Below are 1,339 nucleotides of genomic sequence, written 5' to 3'. Positions count from 1 at the left end.
ATTTGATCACATGACAAGATGTGCATCTACCTTAAATTTATGATTTTTATCAAAATCATTAGGGGATTCCTCAGGGCGAAATATCTCTATTTACCGCTTCTCTGCAACCTTTTATGTCTGAGTACAAGGGACAATTTTGCAGATGTTGGCCATGCTCATAATGATTCACCATGAATATGTAATCCCCCCTTTTACGTAGATACATTGTGGCTGGTGGTGATACACAGTGGCAATTGAGTACTGAATCAGAAAGACGGAGAATTTTTAATTTGGATTGGGCTTCTGGGCTTTTAATACGATTTTTAAGCAGCAAGGAAGGTTGTTCAAAAGTGTGATGTTCAGAGTCCAAATTTTTATCAGAACTAGATACAGTTATGTGCATGCGAACACCTATTAATAGAATGCAAAAATATACCACATTAGCTATGAGGCAATACCGCCTGTAAATCATTAAACGATGACAAATTAACTACAAAAGGCAAATATATAGTATGAGATATCTTCTAGTTACAGTTCATAATTATCCCAGGTTTTACAAAAGTGACGGTGAGATAGTTCACATTGATCTAAATTATGTGGATTCCAAAACTATTTCTTCATTAGATGAAAATGGAGATTTATTTCACGTTAAAGTATCTGGAAGTCCTCCGTGTGTTCGTGATATTTGGTTAATTGATTCGGTAGATGTGGCACTAGATACATTGGCTAGTTATGGGATCTATCCATTCAAGAATAAGGCCGCAGCAAGAGCGAATGCCAAAAGGCTTGGGCTTAGTGCATTCAAGTATATTGCTGTACCATAATAATCAATGGAAGTTTATGAAAACAATTTCTAAAGCTGTTCTTACAAGCATCTTATTGGTTTCTTTTGATGCTTATTCAACAGAGATATGGCGGGGTTTAATAGTCAAACCTGAGAATAGATGTTCTCCATACGATAAATCTCAACAATACAACTATTCTCAACGAGTAGAAGATCACATAGTAAGTAGTATGGGGGGATTGATATATGGCCCTTACACTGGCAGTTACTTTGAATCTGACCGATACACAGACATTGAGCATATAGTGTCAACAAGTGAAGCACATGATAGCGGAATGTGCTCACAATCCAGTGAAATGCGCATTCAATTTGCCAGTGATCTCCTGAATCTTACATTAGCTTCACCTACTGTAAACCGTTGTGGTGACAACGGTAAGTGTGGAAAGGACGCTGGAGAGTGGTTACCCCAAAAAAACAGATGCTGGTTTGCTAATAGAGTGGGGTTCTAGGGATTTTCCCCTCTAAAAAGACATAATCCTCTGTAGACCACACCAATAAATGGCTGCGGAGGTGGTT

The 1,339-nt window shown here is 37.9% G+C and carries 1 protein-coding gene; it reads left to right on the top strand.

The window, feature by feature from the left end; all coding sequences use genetic code 11:
* The first annotated feature begins 711 nt into the window (after positions 1–711).
* Positions 712–1,272, top strand: a complete 561-nt coding sequence (locus R7044_RS28675; RefSeq protein ID WP_369292832.1) for a DUF1524 domain-containing protein — start codon at positions 712–714, stop codon at positions 1,270–1,272.
* The last annotated feature ends 67 nt before the right edge of the window (positions 1,273–1,339 follow it).

The sequence above is a fragment of the Vibrio sp. 1402 genome, from assembly GCF_033340275.1.
The sequence above is the reverse complement of the archived record's forward strand: the minus strand, read 5'-3'. Positions and strand labels throughout refer to the sequence as shown.